This is a genomic window from Sphingopyxis sp. MG, from assembly GCF_002953155.1.
Taxonomy (GTDB): domain Bacteria; phylum Pseudomonadota; class Alphaproteobacteria; order Sphingomonadales; family Sphingomonadaceae; genus Sphingopyxis; species Sphingopyxis granuli.
Map to the genome: position 1 here is coordinate 1,359,821 of NZ_CP026381.1, position 14,891 is coordinate 1,374,711.

10 protein-coding genes and 1 pseudogene are annotated in these 14,891 nt (G+C 61.8%); 4 read left to right on the top strand and 7 right to left on the bottom strand.

Features of this window, described 5'->3' with window-relative positions; genetic code table 11:
• Window positions 1–327: 327 nt before the first annotated feature.
• A protein-coding gene (locus C3E99_RS06240; RefSeq protein ID WP_104959270.1) for an IS3 family transposase occupies window positions 328–1,475 on the bottom strand; the annotation gives its coding sequence in 2 pieces (ribosomal slippage) (window positions 328–1,217 and window positions 1,217–1,475; 1,149 coding nt in all).
• Between the two features lie 16 nt (window positions 1,476–1,491).
• Here C3E99_RS06240 and C3E99_RS19670 point away from each other — a divergent pair.
• Both C3E99_RS19670 and C3E99_RS06250 read left to right on the top strand, forming a co-directional pair.
• Window positions 1,492–1,812 (top strand): hypothetical protein, encoded by a 321-nt coding sequence (locus C3E99_RS19670; RefSeq protein WP_158682162.1) that lies wholly within the window; start codon window positions 1,492–1,494, stop codon window positions 1,810–1,812.
• The gene (locus tag C3E99_RS06250; protein ID WP_104959561.1) at window positions 1,809–4,379 is read left to right on the top strand and encodes a DEAD/DEAH box helicase family protein; all 2,571 of its coding nucleotides are present in this window, start codon (window positions 1,809–1,811) and stop codon (window positions 4,377–4,379) included. The genes C3E99_RS19670 and C3E99_RS06250 overlap by 4 nt, the downstream gene beginning before the upstream one ends.
• 126 nt (window positions 4,380–4,505) lie before the next feature.
• On the opposite strand, the gene C3E99_RS06260 is transcribed toward C3E99_RS06250, so the two are convergent.
• The gene (locus C3E99_RS06260) at window positions 4,506–4,937 is read right to left on the bottom strand and encodes a plasmid pRiA4b ORF-3 family protein (protein WP_199775071.1); all 432 of its coding nucleotides are present in this window, start codon (window positions 4,935–4,937) and stop codon (window positions 4,506–4,508) included.
• A 24-nt stretch (window positions 4,938–4,961) separates the two neighbouring features.
• On the opposite strand from C3E99_RS06260, the gene C3E99_RS06265 reads away from it, so the two are divergent.
• Complete coding sequence (locus C3E99_RS06265; protein WP_104959562.1) at window positions 4,962–6,374, top strand: IS4 family transposase; 1,413 nt, start codon at window positions 4,962–4,964, stop codon at window positions 6,372–6,374.
• 25 nt (window positions 6,375–6,399) lie between these two features.
• A pseudogene (locus C3E99_RS06270) lies at window positions 6,400–6,753 on the top strand (transposase); the annotation flags it as partial.
• 338 nt (window positions 6,754–7,091) lie between these two features.
• Here the strand turns inward: C3E99_RS06270 and C3E99_RS06275 are convergent.
• The 5 genes from C3E99_RS06275 to C3E99_RS06295 all read right to left on the bottom strand — a co-directional run bounded on the left by C3E99_RS06275 (window position 7,092) and on the right by C3E99_RS06295 (window position 14,746).
• Window positions 7,092–8,264, bottom strand: coding sequence for an acyl-CoA dehydrogenase family protein (locus C3E99_RS06275; protein ID WP_104959563.1), 1,173 nt, complete (start codon window positions 8,262–8,264; stop codon window positions 7,092–7,094).
• Window positions 8,265–8,287: 23 nt separating this feature from the next.
• Window positions 8,288–9,499, bottom strand: a complete 1,212-nt coding sequence (locus C3E99_RS06280) for a CaiB/BaiF CoA transferase family protein (protein WP_076075696.1) — start codon at window positions 9,497–9,499, stop codon at window positions 8,288–8,290.
• A gap of 108 nt (window positions 9,500–9,607) precedes the next feature.
• Window positions 9,608–10,825 (bottom strand): amidohydrolase family protein, encoded by a 1,218-nt coding sequence (locus C3E99_RS06285; protein ID WP_067184097.1) that lies wholly within the window; start codon window positions 10,823–10,825, stop codon window positions 9,608–9,610.
• A 139-nt stretch (window positions 10,826–10,964) separates the two neighbouring features.
• Window positions 10,965–13,184, bottom strand: coding sequence for a TonB-dependent receptor (locus tag C3E99_RS06290; RefSeq protein ID WP_067184094.1), 2,220 nt, complete (start codon window positions 13,182–13,184; stop codon window positions 10,965–10,967).
• 116 nt (window positions 13,185–13,300) lie between these two features.
• The gene (locus C3E99_RS06295) at window positions 13,301–14,746 is read right to left on the bottom strand and encodes an MFS transporter (protein WP_076075695.1); all 1,446 of its coding nucleotides are present in this window, start codon (window positions 14,744–14,746) and stop codon (window positions 13,301–13,303) included.
• Window positions 14,747–14,891 lie beyond the last annotated feature (145 nt).

Genomic DNA, 14,891 nt, shown 5'->3' on the forward strand with positions numbered 1-14,891 from the left:
GCAAGCTCGCGGGTGTCTCTGATACAAGCTTCAAAGCCTTGAGCGCACGGGGGGCATACGTGACACAGCCCTACCGGATGGGGACTGTCGAGCCGCTGCTGCGGTTGGGCCTCGTTGTAGGCGCGAGTCAGCGATTTAATATGTATCGTTTGGCGCCGTCGGGCGAACGAGTTCTCCAAAGTTTGAAGCTAGAGCAGAACAAATTGAAAGCCTGGGCCAATGGCTCAAACTTGACGCGACTCGCGCGATTGGCTCCGGACGCCCCCTTGCCGACTGCTTCCGCCAAGTGGCCTGCTGCCGGTTTGATGGACACCGAGATAGGTTCATTCAGGCTACCCCAGCTTCGCGTTCGAAGTCGATAGGACTGAGGTAACCCAGGGTCGAGTGACGCCGGGTCGGGTTGTAGAAGCATTCGATATAATCGAACACGTCGGCCTTCGCCTGCGCCCTCGTGCGGTAGACCTTCTTCCCGATCCGCTCGGTCTTGAGCGAGGAGAAGAAGCTCTCCATGGCGGCATTATCCCATACATTGCCGGACCGGCTCATCGAGCAGGTGACCCCATTATCGGCCATGAGCCGCTGGAACTGCTCGCTGGTATATTGGCTTCCCTGATCCGAGTGATGCAGCAGCGCGTCGGGCTTGCCGCGCCGCCAGATCGCCATGATCAGCGCGTCGGTGACGAGCTGTGCCGTCATGTTGACGCTCATCGACCATCCGACCACCCGGCGCGAGAACAGGTCGATCACCGCGGCGACATAGAGCCATCCCTCGGCTGTCCAGATATAGGTGAAGTCGGCCACCCACTTCTGGTTCGGCCTGTCGGCCGTGAACTGGCGATCGAGCACGTTGCCGGCGATGACCGAGCGATCGCCATGATCCTTGGGAAGCCCGCGTCGCCGCGGCCTGGCTCGCAGACCCTGTGCCCGCATGAGCCGTTCGATCCGGTGCAGGCCGCAGGATATCCCGTCGGCCAGCAGGTCGTGCCAGACACGGCGCGCACCATAGGTGCGATAGCTTCCTACATGGCTGGCGCGGACCTTCGCACCGATCACCTCGTCGTCGCGGGCACGCTGCGACGGCGGGCGGATCAGCCAGGCATGGAAGCCGCTTCGCGAGACACCGAGCGCCCCGCACATCCATGCCACCGGCCAGATCCCTCGGTGCTTCGCGATGAACTGGAACTTCATATCGAGTCCCTCGCGAAGTAGGCGGCGGCTTTTTTTAGGATGTCGCGCTCCGCCTTCAGCTTGGCCAGCTCGCGCCGCAGGCGATCGATCTCCATCTGCTCCGGCTTCATCTGACCGTGACCGGGAAAGGCATGACCCGGATCGGCGGCAAGCTCCCGAACCCATTTACGCAGCACGTTCGCATGCACATCCAGATCGCGCGATGCCTGGGCGATCGTCACCCCGCGTTCGCGGATCATCCTCACCGCCTCAAGCTTGAACTCGCGGCTGAACTTCCTTCTTTGCATTGTGGACCTCCGATAGGTGGAAACACCCTATCTCGGTGTCCACCAAACCGGCAGCAGGCCATACCAATGCGCGCGAACTCCCGCCGAGTGGGAACGATGGGCCAACCGCCTCGATGAGCTCCTTGAAGCGATTACGGAAACCGAAAGTGAAATGATCGCTGCGCTGCGCCAGTGTGAAATTGACCCCCTCTCCACGCTGCTTGAGCCCATGTTCCAGCCGGTCGGCTTGGACGCAAAACAGCGAGACCGGCTCGTCCACGTGATCGCGCGAATTCGCAAACACTGGCAGTTGGAGAAATGCGCGTCGCTCGTGCCGACTAAAGGTCGAGCTGTATGACACTACAATGGACCGAGGTTGCCGACCGCCTGGACGCGATCGCCCGCAGTAAGTCTCTAGCAGATGGAACGAAACTGAAGGATGGCCAGCGCGCCGCGCTCCTGGCAATCTGCGAACGTCTGCGTCGAGGCCAACGGGCAGCACTACTTGCCGATGAAGTTGGCATGGGCAAAACTCTTATCGCCGCTGCGCTGATCAAATCGGTGCAGCGCAGCGGTGGACGAGCCGCGATCATCATACCGCCAGGCCTCGGGGCTCAGTGGCAGTCCGAACTGAGACGATTTGACATAGCGGATCACACGTTATCTCCGCTGCGGTCCTATTGGGCATTTATTCAAGCATATGCTCGCGCAGAGCATCTTTCAGATCGACAGCTTTTGCGCGAAAGGCGTGAACGAGAGTTGGCAGATCGGCGCTTGCAGTTGCAGCTACCCTCTGGGGCCTGGGCAGAGGAGCCTCTTCTCCTGCTGTCCCACACCCTTGGTCGTCTCGTGCAAACGGAAGGCACTGAGACCGAGTACCAGGCGCTGCTTGAGGCCATCTTGAAAGTGCATGCAGGGACGCGCGCTTATCGACGCGATCCGAACATAGGGGCCTTTCAGAACGTTGCGCGAGCGGCCGCCGAACGCATCTTGGCGGGGCTCCCCCATCATGAACAGCAGCGACTTTGTGAAGGCCTTACGCATCGAACTTCCGATCTTCGCACGGCTCTCTGCCTTGCCATGGGACGGGCTCTGGGCAAGTTTGATCTCATTGTCATTGACGAAGCGCACAAGACTCGCGGCGCCAAGAGTTCCTTATCACGCGTGCTGGACACATTGATCTGGAAGTCAGAGACTGCGTTTCATCTTGGCATGACGGCCACACCGGTTGAACTCGACCCTGATCAATGGACAAACACGCTCGCTCGGCTGGGCGTTCAAAGCGAACATCTGACGGAAATGACGGATGCGATCCAGCGGTACGATCGCGAGGTTCAGAACATCCAGGCTGATGAAGCTCTCACACTGGATTTAGTGAATCGATACACTGAAGCTTCCCGCGCTCTACATTCTGCACTTGCGCCATGGGTGTTGCGGCGAGACAAACGAGAGGACGACCTGCTCAAGCGCTTCGCGGAAACTTGTGGCTCGCATCGCGAGATTATTCCGATTGAAGTGCCGATCTCAAAAATGCCGTTAGCATGGCGACGGATGTTCCTTACCAGCGAAGCGCTTTCTCAACTGCATGAAGAGCGCTTGAGTCCTCAGGATCGGCGGATGCGGCTGTCGTTGCCTAGCGGTCGCTCTCTTCGCGACGCGGCTGGAGAAATGGCTCGATTGCAGGCATTTGACGACGAGCTAATGCAGGCGGATTCGCCGAGCGAGCCGATTGGCCCATGGCAGCGCTTTAGCCGCGAACTGCTTGGTGGGGAGGGCACCAGCTTGTTTGATCACCCCGCGGTAGTCCGTACTGCTGAGGAAATCGAACTCGCCGTAAGAGCCGGACACAAGGTTCTCGTTTTTGGCCGGTTCATCAAACCGATGCGCGCGCTAACGTTCTTGCTCGACGCGCGTGAGATGGTTCGACGGCTCTGCGCCGACGACAAGGTCGAAAACAGATGGCCTCAGGCCGGGCTTGGCGAACTCGACAGTGAACGAGAGGCTGCGCTGAAGGCGGCGCTGCGCGACCCGGCCGTGAACACGCGCGGACTCGATCGTGATGCGGTGGATAAGACCCTGCGTGAACGCGCAAGCCGTTTTGAGACCGCGCGCCGAGCCAATCTCGAAGCAATGCGCCGTGAACTCGCCGACGATCCAGAAGTGTCCGACCTCAGAGAGTTCTGGCTAGCAGACGCCGGAAGACGTGATGGCAATTCAGCGCTCCTAGCTGCGCTTGAAGATCAGCGCAGCTTCTCCGAGCGACATCAACATTGGACCAAGGGCGCCTTGTTGGCGGCCTTTCGATCCCTCGTTGCCGAAATCACAAGTGGGGACCAGGCAGACGATTCTGACATTGACGTGAAGGCGCGTCTCACCGAGCACCTGTTCGACTTCGCGGGGCGTGAGGGTCACTTTGCCCGTTTAATGTATGGTAATACGGCACCACAAACGCGGCGGCTCTTGCAAGCTGCGTTCAATCGCGAAGGAAGCTGGCCGCAAGTTCTGGTGGCGCAATCAATGGTAGGACGAGAAGGACTAAATCTCCATCAGTCATGCAGAATGGTTGTGTTGCTCCACCTGGAGTGGAACCCGGCCCACGTCGAGCAGCAAATTGGCCGAGTCGACCGAATCAACAGTAAGTGGTCGCGCGAGGCGGAAGCGTATTTGGAATCGGGGGATGTTTCGAGCCCACCCCCCAGGATTGTCATTCGCCCGGTCATTATTTCTGGTTCCTATGACGACCACCATTGGTCCGTGCTCAAGCGAAGATGGGATGGCATGCGAGCACAGCTTAACGGCGATATCATACCAGAGGCGGACGCTGATGCATCGGATCCAGAGCGGCGGGCACTGTTTGAAAAGATCAGAGCTGTAACGCCCAACTTCGCGCCACCTCCAATGGCGTCCCCCCGAAGGAGAGCGTAGGCGTGTTTGTCCGCGTCAGCATCCATGGCACAGATTTGATGTTGTGATGTAAGGAGGATTTGGTCTTCGTCGTAGTGACGAAGGAACGAAGATGAAGAGTAAGCGTGGTCAGGAAACCGCCATCGATTAGCTGTCGCGGGATTTAGCGTCGGCGTAGGCGGCTTTTCCCTGCGCCCTTCGCTTGGCGAGCTTTGCCATGCATGCGCTGATCTCGTCGGGGCTGATATCGGCGGGGTCGAAGGGTCGGCCATACCATTCGATCATGGATTTGCGTTCGGGATGACGCGGCTTGGACATGGCCTCAAGGAACTCTTCGAACCCTGGTGTGCCACCGACATCTTCGGGCGGGGCTCGCCGTTCGCCATCGACGAAGCGGGGGTAATTGGTGCCGGGAATGGTGGATGAGATCTCTTCGATCTCGATACGATGTCGCCAGTTGTCCCCGAAATGTACCCGTCCGGTGAGGCTTTCAATTACCCACAACTCGTCGTTGGCGTGATTCCGTTGGTCGCATGGCCGTTGCTTGCCCGGAATCGGACATGATTCCTTTCCTGGCACCTGAAACGGTTGGTGGGGTGCACAATGAGCAATTCTGTTTTCGATGCGGTCAAATGGGCCGATGAGGAAGTCGATCTCGGCGCATTTCGCGATAAGCGCTTGGGCGAGCGGCTGCGCACGATGCTGGGACAGATGGCGGGAGCGATTGGCGCGCCGATCCCGATGGCCTGTCAGGACTGGGCAAATACCAAGGCAGCGTACCGCTTTTTGTCGAATAGTTCGGTAAACGAAGGCAATATCCTCGCGGGCCATCTCCAGGCGACGCGGGCCCGCGTTGCCGCGACTGATGGGCTTATCCTCGTTCTGCAGGACACCACTGAATTCTCCTATCAACGGCGCGATCCCGAAAGAATCGGTGCCATTAGCCTGGTTCCCAGCCGACGCGATGAAAATGGTCGGCTGCGGCTTCATACGGTCTGCGGGCTGCTCATGCACTCCAGCCTTGCGGTCACGCCCGAAGGATTACCGCTTGGGCTGACGGCGGCGAAATTCTGGACCCGCACCAAGTTCAAGGGCACCAACGCGCTGAAGCGCCGGATCAATCCCACCCGCGTGCCGATCGAGGAAAAGGAGAGCTACCGCTGGCTCGAAAACATGCGCCAGTCGGCCGCCCTGCTGGGCGAGCCCGATCGCCTGGTCCATATCGGCGACCGCGAGAACGATATTTACGAATTCTTCTGCGAGGCCCAAGCGATCGGCACGCATTTTCTTGTCCGCACCTGTGTCGATCGCCTGGCCGGCGACGGTGATCACACCATTGCCGACGAAATGAGCGAAGTGTCCGTACAGGCGATACATCGGGTCGCCGTCAGCAAGGATGATCATGCCGACATCGAGCTACGCTATCGGCGTATCCAGGTCTTGCCGCCGATCGGGAAGCAAAAGCGCTATCCGCCCCTCAGTCTGACCGTCCTGCATGCCCGTGAATGTGGGGCCCCCGAAGGCCGGGCTCCTGTCGACTGGCGGCTTATCACCGATCTACCAGTGACGACGCCTGACCAGGCCATCGAAAAGCTCGACTGGTACGCCCAGCGTTGGAAGATCGAGCTCTTCCACAAGATACTCAAATCCGGCTGCCGCGCCGAGGATGCACGGCTCCGGACCGCCGATCGCCTTGCCAATCTGATCGCGATATTCTGCATCCTATCCTGGCGACTGTTCTGGGTGACCATGATCAACCGCGCCGCGCCTGCCGCATCCCCCAAACTCGCATTGACTGATGATGAAATCGCCCTGATTGATCACCTTGCGGCTTCTCGAAATAGGGCGCCCATGGGCAGAACCCTCTCCGATTACCTGACCCAGATCGCGCGGCTCGGCGGTTACCTGGCCCGAGCCCATGATCCGCCGCCTGGCAACATCGTGATCTGGCGCGGATGGTCCCGGCTTATGGATATCAAAATCGGCGCTAACGCCATCCGTTCGACTTATGGGTAATTGAAAGCTTCACACCACGGTTACGATGAAGACCAAATCCTCCTTGAAGAAATCGGCGCCGAAGGCCTCTGCTGAGCGGGTGGTGAAGGACATACGGCGCGTGACGCGCTGGCACTTCTCTGCAGAGGACAAAATCCGGATCGTGCTGAAAGGACTGCGCGGCGAGGACAGCATCGCCGAGATGTGTCGCAAGGAATGCATTGCCCAGAGCCTCTATTACATCTGGCCGAAGGAGTTCATGGAGGCCGGAAAGCGGCGGCTCGCAGGCGATACTGCCCGTGCCGCGACTACGGGCGAGGTCCACGACCTGCGCCGCGAAGCCCGTGCGCTCAAGGAATGCGTAGCAGACCTGACGCTGGAAAACCGCTTGCTTAAAAAGGATGATCGCTGATCGGGATGACGACGAATGAGGTATCCTGCATCCAGCATGAGCCGCGTTGCGACATAGCTCGCTAGCGCAGAAATCGGAGATGTGGCGATGGTATCGAACAAGATGCCCTTGGTTAGAATGGCGGGCCTGACGAACGTCGAATCGCTCCAAGTTTGGGACGCCAATTTACCGGCTCTGCTTCGGTTAGATTCCCTTTTTCGTACCAAAAAAAGATGAGGGTACATGTGTGGGTAGCCGTGCGATAAATGGTAATATTTCTGTTTAATTATATGGTATTAGTACGCCCTTGTGGTTCCCGCTACCGACATGTTCGGCCGCCTTCCGGTTCAGGCGCCCGGCAGGTTCAGCAGCCGTTTGGCGATGATGCCGAGTTGGACTTCGCTGGTTCCGCCTTCGATTGAATTGCCCTTGGTTCGCAACCATTCTCGCGCCGGTATGCCAAAAGCGGTGCGTTCGCTTTCCCATTCGAGCGTGGCGGTGCCGCCGAGCGCCATCCGCAGTTCGTGGCGGCGCTTGTGCAATTCGGTGGCGGCATATTTCATCAGGGACGGCTGCACGGGGTGCGCCCGGCCGCTTTTCAGCTCGTCGACGAAGCGCTCGCTCATCGCGCGAAAGGCGAGCGCGTCGACGTCGAACGCCGCGACCTCCGCCCGCAGGATGGGATCGGCCGCAAGCAGATCGGCAAATTCGGCGCCCAGCCCCTCCTCGGGGCCGAGCAGGCCGATGCCGGCGATCATCTCCCGTTCGTGGCCGAGCAGGAATTTCGCGACGTCCCAGCCTTTGCCGACCTCGCCGACCACCTGGTCTTTGGGAACGCGGACGTCGTCGAAGAAGGTTTCGCAGAATGGCGACAGGCCCGAGATCAGCCGGATCGGCCGCGTCGTGACGCCCGGGCTGGCCATGTCGAAAAGCAGGAAGCTGATCCCCCGATGCTTCGGCGCGGCGGGGTCGGTGCGCGTCAGGCAGAAGATCCAGTCGGCCTTGTCGGCATAGCTGGTCCATATCTTCTGGCCGTTGACCAGCCAATGGTCTCCCTTGTCGTCCGCCCGCGTCTGCAGCGCGGCAAGGTCGGAGCCGGCGTTGGGTTCCGAATAACCCTGGCACCACCGGATCTCGCCGCGTGCGATCTCGGGAAGGAAGCGGCGCTTCTGCTCTTCGGTGCCGAATTTCAGCAGCGCCGGGCCGAGCATCGAGATGCCGAAGCTGAACAACGGGTTGCGCGCTTCGATACGCGCCAGTTCCTGCTTCAATATCCGGCATTGCCCGGACGAAAGGCCGCCCCCGCCATATTCGACCGGCCAGTCGGGAACGGTCCACCCACGCGCTGCCATCGCCTCCATCCAGCGTCGCTGCGCATCATTCTTGAATTCGGGGTTGCGGCCGCCCCAGCAGTGATCCTCTTCGCCGTCGGCGGGGCCGCGCATTTCAAGTGGGCAATGGGTGTCCAGCCATGCGCGGACCTCGCGCCTGAACGGCTCGTCCGCATGGGAATCGGGCATATCGAGGGCTCGTTTCGTTCGGATCAGGACGCCGCGGCGGCGGTGTGCCCCTGGAGCGCGTCGAGCCGGTCGCCGCTTAGCCCCAGATCGCCCAGCACTGCGCGCGTATCAGCGCCAAGACTGGGGACGCCGGTCGGAACCGATCCGTCGGGCATCATGCGGAACGCCGCGCCCGGCACCGGCACCGAGCCGCCATCGCGAGCCAGTTCGGCGAAGACGATGGCGCTCGTCTCGTCGGCGCGCTCCTCCTGATAAAGCTGTTCGACGCTGCGCGCGACGCCGCACGCGATGCCGACCTGCTGCAATTCGGTGAAGGCCTGCTTCGAACTGCGCTCGGCGAGCCAGGCGGTTACGGCCTTCATCACCTCCATGATGCGCGCGGGATTCGACGCGAGGTCGAGCTTCTCACCCTTTTCGGGTATCCATTCGGGGTGGCCAAGCAGGCGGAACAGCGCGCTCCACATGTCGGGCGCGCCGGGCGCCAGGAAGATCGGCGCATCCTTCGTCGGGAACATGTCGAACATGCCGAAGCCGGAGCCGCGCCCGGCGACCTTGCCCTTCACCCCCGCCGAGGGGATGTGATAGCTGAGCTGCGAAGTCATCGATTCCATCATCGAGAGCGAGACGAAGCGGCCCTTTCCGGTGCGACGCTGTTCCCACAGTGCGCACATCGCGGCGAAGGCGGCGTTCATCGCGACCGAATGATCGGCCATGAAGAAGGGGCTGGCGAGCGGCGGGCCGTCGATCGTCGCGTTGAGCGCCGCAAAGCCGCTCATCGCCTGGATCGTCGGGTCGAATGCAAGGAAATCGCGGCGCGGATCGTCGGCGCCATAGCCGGTGATGTGAACCATCGACGCCGCCGGGTTGACCTCCTGCAGGCGGTCGAAGCCGAACCCCAGCTTTTCGGGTATGCCGGCCGCATAGTTGGTGACGACGATGTCGGCCCAGCCGAGCAGCGAGTCGAGGGCAGGGCGGTTCGCCGGATCGCGCAGGTCGATCGCGACGCTGCGCTTGCCGCGGTTGTGGCAGGCGAAGGCGAGGCTTTCGCCATTGTCGGCGAGGGGAGGCGATTGCCGCCCGGGATCGCCCGACAGCGGCTCCAGCTTGACGACGTCGGCGCCTTGATCGGCGAGCATCATCGCGCAATGCGGGGCCGCGATATAATGCCCGATTTCGAGTATTCTGACCCCCGCCAGCGGTCCGTCCGGCAACGTGCTGTCATTCGCTGACGTCATATCGTCCTCACCTATCCCTCGAGCGCATTCAGTTTTGATGGGTCTGCCCCGGAAAAATGGGCCGGCGCCGGAAACGCCGGCCCGAGGCGGCCCCGCCAAGCAAGGAAATCAGGCGGCAACCAGATGCTTGGGATAGCGCAGGTCCGGCGCGAGCGCTTCGCCCATCATGTCGATGTAATTTTCGCGCAGGAACGCGTCGAACGTCGCCTGCGGCAGGTTGGCGGCCTCCATCGAGGCGCGGAACCGCTTCATCGGATCGGTGCCGCCCTCCGGATGCGGGTAATCCGACGAATACATGCAGATTTCCGGTCCCGAATTGGCGATGATCCAGCCCGTGTCGTCGGTGGGGTAGGGCGTGACGCGCACCTGGCGGCGGATGATCTCGCTGGGCGTCGCGGACAGCTGGCGCAGCCGCTCCTCGTGCCGCGAAAAGGCCAGGACACTCGAATCGAGCAGTTTCATCAGGCTGGGCAGCCACGACGCGCCGAGTTCGATGACCCCGAACTTCAGCTTCGGGAATTTGCACATCACGCCATCGAACATGAGCGCCGAAAGCGTGAGCAGGATAGGATGCGGGATAGCGATCAGGCCCAGCGAATTGTGATCGCCGTCGCCGCCGCTCACCGTGTCGTTCACATTGGCGCGGCCCGTGAACTTGTACCCCTGCGGCAGTTCGGTCCCGGCGATATGGAAGACGATCGGCAGACCGGCTTCCTGTGCCATCGCCCACAGCGGTTCGAGGTCGATATGGGCGTGCGAATGCGTTGCCGGCGGGTGGGCCGGGATCATCAGTGCCTTGGCCCCCAGCTCGATCGCATAGCGAGCCTCCGTCACGGTGCGCTTCATGTCGGCGATCGGGATATAGGCCGTCGGCAGCAGTCGCCGGTCGACCGAGCAGTAATCGACCATCATCCGGTTGTGCGCCCGCGCCGAGGCATAGGCGAGGTCCATGTTCGGACCCTTGTCGAAGTCGAAGTTGCGCAGGCACAGCGAGGTGAAGATCAGCTGGCTGGCATAGCCCTGAAGATCGAGCACATGGGGGCGGTCATCGGCCCGGAAGGCGCCGAGCGCTTCATACATTTTGCGCCTGTGGACATTCTCGTCCGCGCCGGCGCGGAATTCGGGATCGTCATGTTTCGCCGCCCATTTGTCGAACGCCCCCATCTCGATCAGCGGGGCCATGCGCGCGCGGAACTCGCGTTCCTGATTGCGCGCCTCGTGATACACTTCGAGCATGCCGGGATCGAAATAGGGATCGAGGCAGTCGGGCATTTCGACGATATGGGCATCGGCGTCATGGACGATCTGGTTTTCAACATAAGGCATGTGCATCTCCTCTGGCTTGCGCAGGGCAAGGCTATCCCAATGATATATTTATAGTTGAATCATAGCACTAATTCAAAAAGCGGCAAGTCCCGAAACGGTCGGCTCCGGCGCCCGGTCCGTCCTTTGGGGCGACCCTCATCTAGAAGGCCTTCGAAAGACGAACGCCGATCAGGCGCGGCGCGCCGACGTAGCCGACATGACCGCCGGCGCCGAAGGGCAGGCCGTAGGTGAAGAGCAGATATTTCTTGTCGAACAGATTCTTGGCAAAGACTTCGACACTGAAGCCGTCGCCGGTTTCGATCCCGACACGTGCGTTCGCGACGCCATAGGGCGCGATGCGCGAATTCGGGTCGAGGTCCTGCGCGACGTAGGAATCGCTCTTCCATGCGTAGTCGAGTCGGAGATAGCCATCGAGACCGGTGGTGATCGGCGCGGAGAAACTGCCCCCGATATTGAGATTCCACTTCGCCGATCCGTTCAGGCGCTGGCCCGACAGGTCGCACGCGCCGGCGACGCCGGTGCACTGGCCGTTGGTGAAATCGGTGTAATGCGCGTCGACATAGCTGCCCCCGAAGAACAGCGAGACGTGCCGTGACGGCGCCCACTGGCCTTCGACTTCGATGCCCTGGGTCGTGAACTGCTCGGCATTGGCGGTGATGTAGCGCGTGCCGTCGAACGCCGTCGTCTGGAAGTCATTATATTCGGTGTAGAAAGCGGCGGTGTTCAGGGTAAGGGTGCGGTCGAAGAAAATGCCCTTCAGACCGATCTCGTAATTGATATTGGTCTCTTCCTCGAACATCAGGCCCGACAGGCTGGAAACGCGCGTCATGGTCATGCCGCCGGGCTTGAAGCCGCGCGCGACGCTGACATAGGTCGTCACCTCGGGCGTCCAGGCATAGCGCAGGTCGGCCTTCCAGGTGAGCGCCTTGTCCGTGCGGCTGCGATAGATCTGCCCGAAATTGGGATAGATATAGATCTGGGACTGCTGGTCGAAGCTGAACTTCTGCGGTTCCCATGTGTAGCGGGCGCCGAGCGCGGCGGTCAGCTTGTCGGTGAGCTTGTATTCCGCCTGGCCGAAGATGGCGTAGGTGCGGTCTTTGACCCGCGAATCGGTGATCGCCGCCTGTCCGGTGAGCAGCACGGGCGGCAGCGGATTTTTGCCGATGTGCAGATCCTCGTAGTCACGCGATCGCCGGTCATAGAAGAACAGGCCGGCGAGATAGGTCAGCGGCTGGTCTGCGGGCGAAGCGAGCCGCAATTCCTGGCTGAACTGGCTGTGCTTCTGATAGATCAGGAAATCGTTGAGGAAATTCCAGTTCACCGAATCGGGATCGTTGATCGAGCGAACGGTCCACTGGCGCCATGCGGTGAGCGACGTCAGCGTGTGATCGCCGACGGCGACGTTGATTTCGGCGCTGACGCCGCCGCCTTCGTTGGGATTCGTGCTGAGCCCGTCCTGGATCGTGATCCGGCTGTATGGCGAGCCGGGGGGCACGGTGACGGGATAGGCGCCCAGGCCGGTCGCCGGCGTGCCCGTCACCCGGGTGAAGACGGCGCTGCAGCAGATCGACGTTTCCTTGTGGTAGTCGGCCGACAGCAGGACGTCGATACCGTCGTCGGCATAATAGAGCTTGCCGCGAACGTTGAACTTGTTCTCGGTATCGACCCGGCGGTCGAGCACCGAATTGTAAAGAAGGCCGCCGCGCGTGCTCTTCGCGGCCGAGACGCTCAGGCCCAGCTTGTTCTCGATCAGCGGCGCGGTCGCATAGCCGCGCGCTTCCAGCGTATCATATTCGCCGATGACAACTTCGGCCCGGCCCGACAATTCGGACAGGTTCGGCTTGCGCGTGATGATGTGGATCAGGCCGCCGGCGGTGTTCATGCCGAACAGCGTGCCCTGTGGACCGCGCAGCACCTCGATGCGCTCGATATCGAGGAAATCCTGCGAGGACGCCATGCCGGTTCGCGCCATGAAAACCCCGTCGATGAAGACGCCGAGCGACGACTGGCGGCCGGGATTGCCCTGGACCGAACTGACGCCGCGCATGTTCATGGTCGATGCGCGGGCATCGCCGAGCTGCAGCGACTTGAAGCTCGGCGCGATGCGCTCGATGTCGTGGAAGCTGGTGATCTGCTCTTCCTCGATCCGGTTGCCGCCGATGACGGTCACCGCGATCGGAACGTCCTTCACATTCTGCACTCGCTTCTGGGCCGTGACGACGATGTCGCTCGCTCCGCCCCCGGTCGCTGCCATGTCGGCTGGCAAGGCGGCGTCCTGCGCCTGAGCGGCGGAAAGCGGAACGGCGAAGGTCGCGGAGACGAACAGCAGGGCGCGCAGGCGCCGGAAATTATCTGACATTTAGGCCTCTCCCCAGAGACATGTTGTGTTTGCCTCGTCGCGCCGTGTCGCCGTCTCGCAGCGGGATTCGGTGCAACATGTCGACGATAAAGCTATTAATTAGTGCACTCAATACACTAAATTGATGCAAGCGAAGTTTTTTTCTGTGCCGGCTCGGGCGTTTCCGCTTCGCGCTCCGCCGTCCGGTCGCGTTCGTCGAGTTGGCGGCAGATATCGGCGTGGGTCGTGGCGTCGAGCCGGTAACCGCGGATAACCCATGCGGTCAGCAGGCCGGTTGCGGCGGGAACGATCGCATAGAGGAAGCCGAGCAGCCACAGGCTCTCCGTGCTGTTGCGGGCGCCGAGCGCGATGTCGAAATCCGCAAGGCTGAGGGCATAGAGGGCGAGCCCGGTCATGACCGCTGGCCCGATCTTTCCGATCGACGACAGCAGCGACAGCAGCAGCGACAGGCGATCGACTCCCGTTGCGAGCCGGACTTCGTCGGCGACGTCGGCCATCATCGACCGGATGAGGATGGGCCCCGCATTGCTGGGCAGGCCGGCGATCGCCATTCCGGCGAGGGCGAGCGGCACATTGCCCGCCGGGACGAGCAGGATCGCCGACTGGACGACGGCATAGGTCAGCCCCGACCACAGTAGCGCGCGATGCTTGCCCGTGCGCTTCGCGATCCGGACCCAGATCGGTGCGCCCAGCATGCCGCCGACGAAATAGGCGAGCAGCGCCAGCCCGGCGAGGTCGCGCTCGATCAGCTTGAGGCTGTCGAAAAAGGCGAAGAGCAACGCCGCCGCGACCGACGGCCCGATGCCCCAGACGATGTCCGCGGCGATCAGCCGGACCACGAGCCCCCGGCGCAGCAACGCGAGCAGTTCCTGGCGCGAGGGGCGTACCAGCGTCGGCCGGCGGGGCGGCTCGCCGACCGCGGCGATCGCCAGCAGCGCGGTCAGCGGCAGCGAGGCGATCATCAGCCAGCCCATCGATTGCACGGCGTGCGGCCGCTCCCAGCCGAGGGTGAGGCTCAGCACGGGGGGCAGCGCCATGATCAGGAACATGCCGAGCACTGAAAAGACCATCAGCCAGCCGAAGATGTTGGACCGGTGATCGTAGGAGCGCGCCGCCGAGGCCGCCCACGAGATATGCGCCAGATAGCTGACCGACTGCCCGACGTTGGCGGCGGCCAGCCACAGGAAGAGATAGGCGCCCGACACGCCGACGGGGGCGTTATAGAGCATGTAGATCGCGATCGCCGCCAGCGGGATACCGCAGAGGAACCATGTCCGGTAGCGCCCCGTGCGGGGATGGCTGCGGTCCATCATCAGCCCCAGCACAGGGTCGAAGGCGATGTCGGCTATCCGCACCGTCGTCAGCACGAAGGCGACGACCGCCAGATCGACGCCGAGGTCGCGGGCATAATAATCGGGCAGATACATCAGCACCGGCAGCAGCATGGCCGTCAGCGCGAAGGACGGGCTCGCGAAGGCCATGGTCCGCCAGCCGTGCAGGGCGTTGCGCCGCTCCGCCGATTGCTCACGGCCAGGGGTGGCCGTCGATGCGTCTGTGGTCACATCCTCTCCCGCATGTCGTTGTTGTTTTCACGACCATGTGCGAAAGCCGCGGACTGCGCAATAAAAAGAGTGCACCAATTATGTTTCCGCGCCTCTTTCGGCCTTTTCGACCGTCGACGGGGCATTGAAACGAGGGATTCCCCAT

Bases quoted from the DNA above. Each gene is read 5' to 3' on its own strand.
- C3E99_RS06250 (WP_104959561.1), top strand. From the start codon at position 1,809: ATGACACTACAATGGACCGAGGTTGCCGACCGCCTGGACGCGATCGCC.
- C3E99_RS06265 (WP_104959562.1), top strand. From the start codon at position 4,962: ATGAGCAATTCTGTTTTCGATGCGGTCAAATGGGCCGATGAGGAAGTC.
- C3E99_RS06275 (WP_104959563.1), bottom strand. From the start codon at position 8,264: ATGCCCGATTCCCATGCGGACGAGCCGTTCAGGCGCGAGGTCCGCGCA.
- C3E99_RS06280 (WP_076075696.1), bottom strand. From the start codon at position 9,499: ATGACGTCAGCGAATGACAGCACGTTGCCGGACGGACCGCTGGCGGGG.
- C3E99_RS06285 (WP_067184097.1), bottom strand. From the start codon at position 10,825: ATGCCTTATGTTGAAAACCAGATCGTCCATGACGCCGATGCCCATATC.
- C3E99_RS06290 (WP_067184094.1), bottom strand. From the start codon at position 13,184: ATGTCAGATAATTTCCGGCGCCTGCGCGCCCTGCTGTTCGTCTCCGCG.